The organism is Paenibacillus sp. P4_A7 (assembly GCF_056402455.1).
Map to the genome: position 1 here is coordinate 1 of NZ_JBFUHJ010000227.1, position 8,420 is coordinate 8,420.

The window sequence follows — 8,420 nt, forward strand, 5'->3', positions numbered from 1 at the left end:
ATACTTGGCTTGTTCGTATCTGTATTATTATTTTCACTTTCGGTATTTTTAGATGTTGGAACGTCTGGTTCGATAACTCCACTTTGATCAGGTAAATTATCGACTTTTGGACCCTCATTTAATATAGGTTGCTGTTCATTACCATCTTTAACCGTAGTATTGGAGTTGCCGCAGGCTGATGCTGCGAGCATGACAGCTAGAAGAACTGCTCCTGCTGTAACTGCCTTTTTATTTCTTCTGTGCTTAATTGTGTTCATCATAAAAACCGCCTCCTGCTTAATATAACGAATTCTAATTCCATTGGGTTACATTTTTTTATCCAAAACTGCTAAAAATGAATCAAAGCCGCACTCGGCGGCTTTGTTTTGTCATGAGTTTGTCTATAAAGGTTTATTTGAAAATATAAGAAAGTATAAGCTTCACCTCATACTCGGCTTATATTTCACCACGAAACGAGCTTACGCCGCAAGGGACAGCGAAGACCGTTTACGCTGGCACGTTTACGCTTACTTATTAAGTAAATGCTTATAAGGAGCGTAGTCAATCCCTCTGCGATCAAGGAAGGTGACTAAACTACGGTAATCCCGTTTTGGGGTTGCTCGTATGTAACCTTCAATGCAATGCTCACGCGTTACTGAAGATGCGCCGTGTTCAATCGCTACTTGACCAATCTTGGCGGCGATGGAATGCTTAGCTATATCTCGAAATGCAGTTGGCACTGGAGAAACAAGCTCATCTAGCAGCTGTTTGGAATCGTCGTTCCACATGCTCCGGCTTCGCTCTACCCAGTAATTTTGCCAATCGAGCTTGGATTTGCCATCCCGCATTGGAAGCACCTTGAGAAATTTTCGGAACATAAAAAAACCGCCGATCGACATTGCGACAACCATGACGATAGCCCAAAAAATAATAAAATACATAAACCAATCAGGCGTAGCTTTCATATGTATCTTTCACCTCAATAATGAATTATACCGTATTCCTAGATTTATTTCGACTTACCTTGTAAAATAAGGTTTGATAACCGAAAGGGGCGTTAATTCATGTTAAAAATAGGTTCCCATGTTTCGTTTTCGGACAAGGGGCTGCTTACTGCGGCTCAAGAAGCAATATCTTATGGTTCAGGCACATTTATGATCTATACCGGAGCACCACAAAACACAAGACGCAAACCGGTAGATGCGTTATATATTGAAGAAGGAAAGGCCTTGATGGAGCAAGCAGGCATCGGAGAAATTGTTGTGCATGCGCCATATATTGTGAATCTTGGCTCTTACAAGGAAGATACGTTCCAGCTTGCTGTATCTTTTCTGCAAGAGGAAATTCGTCGTACAGATTATATTGGTGTTCGTAATATAGTGCTGCATCCTGGTGCTTATACAGATAAAGATGCAGAATTTGGGATTTCGCGCATCGCTGAAGGCTTAAATGAAGTGCTTGCAGGCACAAAGGAGACCAATGTCAACATTGCGCTAGAGACGATGGCGGGCAAAGGAACAGAAATCGGCCGCAGCTTTGAGGAGCTTGCAGCTATTATTGACAAGGTTCATGACAATAATCGACTTACTGTTTGTATGGATACGTGTCATATGCATGATGCGGGATATGATTTGCTTTATGATTTGGACGGAGTTCTGGAGCAGTTCGATCGTATAGTCGGTCTCGACCGCGTAGCTGTTGTGCATGTTAATGATAGTAAAAACCCGCGTGGAGCAGGCAAGGACAGACATGCGCCGATCGGTGCTGGCTGGCTTGGACATGAAGGCATACGCTCTATTGTGCATCATGATGGGCTTAAGGGACGTCCGTTCATTTTGGAAACACCTTGGATCGGCAAACAGGATAAAACAGAGCGTCCGATGTATGAAGCGGAAATCGCTTTGCTGCGCGGAGATGCGCGTACACGTTTTGGCGAAGCATACTTTGAGGATGTGGAGCGCCTTCATCACTTTTTTGGCAAACAAGAAATTGATCCAAAAGTATTTGTACTTTCAACTTGGGATGTACTCAAAAACGATGCAAAAGCGAAGAAAGCAGACCCTCGCGAGCCGATGGAACGCTTGTATGACCTGATTATTGAACAAGGAGCTTTGTCTGAGGAATTGTCTGAAGAGCAAGTCAATCAACGGCTTATTGCTTGGTTTGCAGGTAAGCAGTTGCTGGCAAGTGTGTAATACAGAAAGTCATTAAAGGAAGGAAGTTTGAAGTACATGTCATCTGAAATGAATCTTTCTCAAAATAAAAAGAACGAAAACAAAAATGTCGGTCGTGCGCGCATGCTTATCTCATGCCCCGATCGTCCAGGTATTGTTGCGGCTGTATCTCACTTTTTGTATGAGCATGGAGCGAATATCGTTCAATCGGATCAATATACAATGGACCCTGAGGGCGGTATGTTTTTCATACGCTTTGAATTCGATTTAAACGATATGGACAAGGAACTTCCAGTGCTGATGGAGGATTTCGCAAGAGTTGCTGACCGTTTTGATATGAAATGGCATACGTTCCGTGCAAGCCGCAAGAAGCGTCTAGCAGTATTTGTATCCAAGGAGGATCATTGTCTGCTTGAGCTGCTATGGCAGTGGAAAGCTGGCGATTTGGATGCGGACATCGCGATGGTTATTAGTAATCATCCTGATATGCGTGAGCTTGTAGAATCGTTTGGCATTCCCTATCATCACATCCCGGTTACAGCGAGCACGAAGGGGGAAGCGGAACTTAAGCAGATGGAGGTTGTAGCGGATAAAGCAGATATAATCGTCCTGGCACGCTACATGCAAATCATTTCGCCGAAGCTCATTGAACAATTTCCAAATCGGATTATAAATATTCACCATTCGTTCCTTCCAGCATTTGTTGGCGGAAAGYCCTATGCGCAGGCTTATACTCGCGGAGTGAAAATTATTGGAGCAACGGCTCATTATGTAACAGAGGAGCTTGACGGAGGGCCGATTATTGAGCAGGATGTGCAGCGGGTTAGCCATCGAGACAATGTCGATGATTTGAAACGTATCGGTCGTACCATAGAGCGCGTCGTGCTTGCGCGAGCTGTGAAGTGGCATATTGAGGACCGTGTAATTGTGCATCAGAATAAGACTGTAGTATTCAATTGATCGTATTATTATACAATTATTCAATTATTAGGTTGGAAAACCCTTAATCGGAATGATACAATATTCAAAGTTATTACGTACTGTTATGACGTCAAACCGTTATTGACAAACCATATAACGTGACAAATTAGATTAGATAATAGGAGGAAATTGAAATGACTGTTACACAAAAAACAATTGATCAGCTTTCAATTGATACGATTCGTACGCTTGCGATCGATTCTATCGAGAAAGCAAAATCAGGTCACCCAGGTATGCCAATGGGTGCTGCTCCTATGGGCTATCAATTATTTGCAAAAAATATGAAGCATAACCCGGCTAATCCTACGTGGATTAACCGCGACCGTTTTGTACTATCTGCTGGACACGGCTCTATGCTGCTATATAGCTTGCTTCACTTATCTGGATACGGTTTGCCACTTGAAGAACTGAAAAGCTTCCGTCAGTGGGGATCGCTAACACCAGGACATCCTGAGTTTGGTCACACTGCTGGTGTTGATGCGACAACGGGTCCTTTGGGACAAGGTGTTGCCATGGCAGTTGGTATGGCTATCGCCGAAGCGCAGCTTGCCGCTACTTATAATAAAGAAGGTCACGACCTTATTAATCACTTCACATACTCCATCTGCGGAGATGGTGACTTAATGGAAGGAATCTCACACGAGGCTGCTTCCTTTGCTGGTCACTTAAAACTAGGCAAATTGGTAGTACTTTATGATTCCAATGATATCTCGCTTGATGGAGCTTTGGATCTTTCCTACTCCGAGAGCGTTCAAAAACGTTTTGAAGGCTATGGCTGGCAGGTGCTTCGCGTTGAAGACGGTAATGACCTGGATGCACTCGCGAAAGCAGTTGCTGATGCGCAAGCGGATCTGTCCAAACCGACTTTGATCGAAGTGAAGACAGTTATCGGCTTCGGCAGCCCGAACAAAGGCGGTAAAGGCGGACATGCAGGTCCTCACGGATCACCACTTGGTGCTGAAGAAACAAAATTGACAAAACAAGCATATGGTTGGTCCGAGGATCATGAGTTCTACGTGCCAGAAGAAGTTACTGCACACTTTGCAGAAGTTAAAAAGAATGGCGAGAAAGCAAATGCGGCATGGGACGCTATCTTTGCAGCTTATAAAGCAGCTTACCCTGAGCTTGCAGCTCAATTCGAGCTTGCGATTTCTGGCGCATTGCCTGAGGGCTGGGATGCGGATCTTCCTGTCTACACGACAGAAGACAAGCCTGTATCTACTCGCGTTGCTTCTGGTAACGCACTTAACGGATTAGCGAAAAACGTACCTACCATTTTCGGCGGATCTGCTGACTTGGAAAGCTCGACAATGACGCATTTGAAAGACTTGCCGCAATTCAAACCGGGCAGCTATGAAGGCCGCAACCTTTACTATGGCGTTCGTGAATTCGGTATGGCTGCTGCAATGAACGGTATTGCTTTGCATACTGGCTTGAAAGTATTCGGCGGAACGTTCTTCGTATTCACAGATTATCTTCGTCCAGCAGTTCGTCTAGCTGCATTGATGAAGCTTCCAGTTGTATATGTATTAACTCATGACAGTATCGCGGTTGGTGAAGACGGTCCTACACATGAGCCTATTGAGCAGCTAGCTTCGATCCGCATCATTCCTGATTTGACTGTTATTCGTCCAGCTGATGCGAATGAGACTTCAGCAGCTTGGGCTTATGCAGTTGAAAACCAAGGAAACCCAGTAGCGCTCGTATTGACTCGTCAAAACTTGCCGATTCTTGAAGGCGCAGTAGAAGATGTTCATACAAAGGTTCGTCGCGGTGCATACGTTGTATCCGACGCAACTGATGGTAAACCGCAAGCGCAAATTCTTGCAACTGGTTCTGAAGTGCAGCTAGCAGTAGCAGCACAGAAGGCTTTGGCTGAAGAAGGCATTCAAGTTCGTGTTATCAGCATGCCGAGCTGGGATTTGTTCGAGAAGCAATCGAAGGAATACAAAAATTCCGTCATTCTTCCTGAAGTTAAAGCCCGTCTGGGAATCGAAATGGCTCATCCATTCGGCTGGGAGCGTTACACAGGAGATCAAGGCGACATTCTTGCTATCGATCGTTTTGGCGCATCAGCACCTGGAGATCGCGTAATCAAAGAGTACGGCTTTACGGTTGAGAATGTTGTTAGCAAAGTGAAAGCATTGCTATAAGCGTAAAATGCTGTTGCCACCTATGTGGCAACAGCATTCGTTTAGCAGATATATAAGCCTTGAGCATTCGATATATAAAGGGGATAACAGCAGCCATGTCTCAATTCGAAAATGTAACAATCGTCAAAAAAGCTAACGTATATTTCGATGGTAAAGTAACAAGCCGCGCAGTATTGTTCACGGATGGCACGAAAAAAACACTAGGCATCATGCTTCCAGGTGACTATGAGTTTGGAACAGACTGTGTTGAAATTATGGAGATTCTTGCCGGCGACTTGAAAGTTCTTCTTCCTGGTGAAACCGAATGGCTGCATATTCAAGGCGAAGCTGAATTCACAGTTCCTGCCAACACGAAGTTTAAGCTTCAGGTTGCTGAAGTTACAGATTACTGCTGCTCTTATATTTACGAGTAGATTATAAAAGCAAGTTAGAGAGTGAAAACTCAGTGGAAGAAGGCTGCAACGCTATGGCGCTGCAGCCTTCTTTTTGTGATTTGACGAATATGTTGTTAGAAAATGCGACAGTGTACGAATACTCACTAATTTAGAAAATTCGGTTTTTCGTGACAAACGACGGTGAAAGCGAATTGTTTTGAGAGGTTGAATCGGATAGAGTTAATAAAGAGAATGGGCATGATGATAAATCAGTATATACGAAGTTAGTGTTACTTCGTAACACTAAAGCATCAGCTTACGAGGTGAGTTCTACTTTGTAAAACTACAAAGCATCAGCTTACGAAGCAATTTTACTTCGTAAAACTTTAAGGAGGAAATGACAATGAAAGAAAGAAACTATACGCCGTTAATCGGGCTTTTGTCGGTTGTGCTGGTTGGGGTAATCGCCGCACTGTTCTTCATCCCGGCTTATGAGGGAGAGGTTCATTTCGATGTGACTATACTTCCGCTCCTAAACGCGATTTTCAACAGCTTTACGTTTATCACGCTGCTAATCGCTTTATACGCCATTCTGAAAAAGAACGTTCGCATGCACCGTGCTTTCATCGGAGCAGCATTTACCTCGACCACACTATTTCTTATTTCTTATGTAGCTTACCATTATTTAACGGAGTCCACGAAATACGGCGGTGAAGGCGCGTTGCGTTCGATCTACTTCTTTGTACTTCTCTCGCACATTCTGCTTGCTATTGTCATCGTGCCCCTTGCGTTAATCTCGGTTGTGAGAGGCTTGCAAATGCAGGTGGAGAAGCATCGGAAAATCGCCCGTTGGACAATGCCGATATGGCTTTATGTCAGCTTTACCGGGGTAGTCGTTTACTTAATGATATCGCCATACTATTGATTTCAAAGTAAAGAGGGGTTGTCACGCGTCCAAGACGTATGACAGCCCCTCTTTATATTAGCTATTATGATTTATCGCTTTTCCCATTAAGTTTGCGGCCAATCCATTGCTCATAAGCTTGTCCTACGCTGCACATATCAAGTGCACCAAGCCCCATGGAATCACCGACTTGGAATAGGCTCTTAGACGCCTCCAATAGCGGTGTAGGCACGTTCAGGCTGTCCGAGAGCACAGATGATAGCCGAAGGTCCTTAAGCATCAGCTCGAGCGAAAACTGCACGTCATAGTTGCCCTCCAGCAGTTTGGCTCCTTTCAGCTCAGCCGCTTTACTTGCTGCTCCTCCAGATTGAACAAGCTCGACGAATTTACTCCCGTCAATACCGCCGCTCGCCGCAATGGCCATGCCTTCTGCAAGTGCGACAACGTTGATTCCGACGATCGTATTATGTGCGAGCTTGGCGATTGAGCCGCTTCCGTTAGCCCCCATAGGGATTACTTTGCGTCCCATAGCTAGCAAAACATCTTGGACGCTATCCAGTGTATCGGAAGGCCCGCCTACCATAAACACCAGTGTCCCGCCTTCAGCGGCAGGCTTGCTGCCAGTTACGGGCGCATCAAGAAATGAAGCTCCAATGCTTTCAGCTTGAGCTGCAAGCTCCTTGGCTAATGCTGGTGAGATGGTGCTGCTATCAATAAGTGTAATACCGCTGCGAGCACCGGCAAAAACGCCGTTTACGCCCCAGTACACGTCACGTATAGCTGCATCATTGCTAATCATTGTTATAACAATATCAGAAGCATTGGCAACAGCAGAAGGCGAGTCAAGCTCAGTTGCACCTAGAGTGATTAAGTCCCCCGCTTTGCCTGGTGTACGATTATATACGACAACCGTGTACCCTTTACGCAGAAGGTTCGTTGCCATTCCAACACCCATTACACCTAATCCGACAAATCCAACTTTTTTCATGATTCGTTCCTCCACTCCAATAGTCTTTTTATTTAATTATACATACTCTTCATTAATATTTCATTGTTTGTTGCTTGTTTTTATAAGTTAAATCCGATATTGTAGATGCTAAGTTAAAAAGYTTAATCCACGTACGAAAATCTTGAGGAGGTCTTTTTCTTATGAGTAAAACAGTTAAGTTCGACTATAGCAAGGCACTAACATTCGTTGGAAAGCATGAGATTGAATATTTTGCGGAGCCGATTCGTCTCGCGCATGAACAATTACATAACGGAACTGGGACAGGCTCGGACTACCTAGGGTGGATCGACCTTCCTACAAACTACGATAAAGAAGAGTTTGCCCGTATTAAGAAAGCCGCAGACAAAATTAAATCGGATTCCGAGGTGTTGATCGTTATCGGCATCGGCGGCTCCTACCTTGGCGCACGCGCAGCGATCGAGATGCTATCGCATTCGTTCTATAATATTTTACCGAAAGAGCAACGTAAAACACCGCAAGTGCTTTTCGCGGGCAACAATATCAGCTCCACTTACGTAACTCATTTATTGCAACTAATTGAAGGCCGTGACTGGTCCATCAACATTATTTCAAAATCAGGCACTACGACTGAGCCAGCTGTCGCATTCCGCGTATTCCGCGCTGCGCTTGAAAAGCAATATGGCAAAGAGGAAGCTCGCAAACGTATCTATGCAACTACGGACAGCGAGAAGGGTGCTTTGAAGAAGCTTTCTACTGAAGAAGGCTACGAATCATTTATTATTCCTGATGATGTAGGCGGACGTTACTCCGTGCTGACTGCGGTAGGCTTACTGCCAATCGCAGCTGCGGGAATCGATATTGATTCCATGATGCAAGGGGCTGCTG

Annotated in this window: 9 protein-coding genes; 6 read left to right on the forward strand and 3 right to left on the reverse strand. The window is 44.7% G+C overall.

Annotated features, from left to right (window positions below):
- Together AC1DWN_RS21515 and AC1DWN_RS21520 are read right to left on the reverse strand one after the other, a co-directional pair.
- Positions 1-260 (reverse strand): hypothetical protein (locus tag AC1DWN_RS21515; protein WP_477560948.1); only part of this gene is annotated, 260 nt, incomplete at its 3' end.
- Between the two features lie 246 nt (positions 261-506).
- Positions 507-944 (reverse strand): DUF2621 domain-containing protein, encoded by a 438-nt coding sequence (locus tag AC1DWN_RS21520; RefSeq protein ID WP_477560949.1) that lies wholly within the window; start codon positions 942-944, stop codon positions 507-509.
- A 99-nt stretch (positions 945-1,043) separates the two neighbouring features.
- Here AC1DWN_RS21520 and AC1DWN_RS21525 point away from each other — a divergent pair, with 99 nt between their 5' ends.
- The 5 genes from AC1DWN_RS21525 to AC1DWN_RS21545 all read left to right on the forward strand — a co-directional run bounded on the left by AC1DWN_RS21525 (position 1,044) and on the right by AC1DWN_RS21545 (position 6,586).
- Entirely contained in the window at positions 1,044-2,174 is a 1,131-nt protein-coding gene (locus AC1DWN_RS21525) for a deoxyribonuclease IV (protein WP_477560950.1), read from the forward strand.
- A 36-nt stretch (positions 2,175-2,210) separates the two neighbouring features.
- On the forward strand, positions 2,211-3,113 hold the full coding sequence (purU, locus tag AC1DWN_RS21530) for a formyltetrahydrofolate deformylase (protein WP_477560951.1): 903 nt from the start codon (positions 2,211-2,213) through the stop codon (positions 3,111-3,113).
- Between the two features lie 155 nt (positions 3,114-3,268).
- The gene (tkt, locus tag AC1DWN_RS21535) at positions 3,269-5,287 is read left to right on the forward strand and encodes a transketolase (RefSeq protein WP_477560952.1); all 2,019 of its coding nucleotides are present in this window, start codon (positions 3,269-3,271) and stop codon (positions 5,285-5,287) included.
- 95 nt (positions 5,288-5,382) lie between these two features.
- On the forward strand, positions 5,383-5,700 hold the full coding sequence (gene ppnP, locus AC1DWN_RS21540; RefSeq protein WP_477560953.1) for a pyrimidine/purine nucleoside phosphorylase: 318 nt from the start codon (positions 5,383-5,385) through the stop codon (positions 5,698-5,700).
- A 364-nt stretch (positions 5,701-6,064) separates the two neighbouring features.
- Complete coding sequence (locus tag AC1DWN_RS21545) at positions 6,065-6,586, forward strand: DUF420 domain-containing protein (RefSeq protein ID WP_477560954.1); 522 nt, start codon at positions 6,065-6,067, stop codon at positions 6,584-6,586.
- A 64-nt stretch (positions 6,587-6,650) separates the two neighbouring features.
- On the opposite strand, the gene AC1DWN_RS21550 is transcribed toward AC1DWN_RS21545, so the two are convergent.
- The gene (locus tag AC1DWN_RS21550) at positions 6,651-7,553 is read right to left on the reverse strand and encodes an NAD(P)-dependent oxidoreductase (RefSeq protein WP_477560955.1); all 903 of its coding nucleotides are present in this window, start codon (positions 7,551-7,553) and stop codon (positions 6,651-6,653) included.
- A gap of 161 nt (positions 7,554-7,714) precedes the next feature.
- On the opposite strand from AC1DWN_RS21550, the gene AC1DWN_RS21555 reads away from it, so the two are divergent.
- Positions 7,715-8,420 (forward strand): glucose-6-phosphate isomerase (locus AC1DWN_RS21555; RefSeq protein WP_477560956.1); only part of this gene is annotated, 706 nt, incomplete at its 3' end.

Coding starts and splice junctions, on each gene's coding strand:
- AC1DWN_RS21520 (WP_477560949.1), bottom strand. CDS start 944: ATGAAAGCTACGCCTGATTGGTTTATGTATTTTATTATTTTTTGGGCT.
- AC1DWN_RS21525 (WP_477560950.1), top strand. CDS start 1,044: ATGTTAAAAATAGGTTCCCATGTTTCGTTTTCGGACAAGGGGCTGCTT.
- tkt (WP_477560952.1), top strand. CDS start 3,269: ATGACTGTTACACAAAAAACAATTGATCAGCTTTCAATTGATACGATT.
- ppnP (WP_477560953.1), top strand. CDS start 5,383: ATGTCTCAATTCGAAAATGTAACAATCGTCAAAAAAGCTAACGTATAT.
- AC1DWN_RS21545 (WP_477560954.1), top strand. CDS start 6,065: ATGAAAGAAAGAAACTATACGCCGTTAATCGGGCTTTTGTCGGTTGTG.
- AC1DWN_RS21550 (WP_477560955.1), bottom strand. CDS start 7,553: ATGAAAAAAGTTGGATTTGTCGGATTAGGTGTAATGGGTGTTGGAATG.